Below are 248 nucleotides of genomic sequence, written 5' to 3'. Positions count from 1 at the left end.
CGACGGCGTTTTTGCTTACTTTTGGCAAGACAAAAGTAAGCCGCGCGACAGCGCGGAAGCCCTGTCCTTCGCAAGAACGTTGATCTCGCTCAACAGCGAACACCTGGCGCGGAATCCGATTCCAGATTCGATTCCGGACTCGATCTCAAGCTCGACTCAGAACGAAAGCAGAAGCAGAGCGATGGATCAATTGCACGGCTTTCGCACGCTGACGCGTGCGAGTTCCTTTTTGACCGGCCAAAAAGGAA

At 54.0% G+C, this 248-nt stretch carries 1 protein-coding gene; it reads left to right on the top strand.

What is annotated here, in order from left to right; genetic code table 11:
- Window positions 1-248, top strand: a 248-nt coding sequence (locus tag AC3A5K_RS16970) for a hypothetical protein (RefSeq protein ID WP_487618737.1), incomplete at both ends; no start/stop codon positions are given.

Source organism: Luteimonas sp. Soil_C_5 (assembly GCF_057656615.1).
The sequence above is the reverse complement of the archived record's forward strand: the minus strand, read 5'-3'. Positions and strand labels throughout refer to the sequence as shown.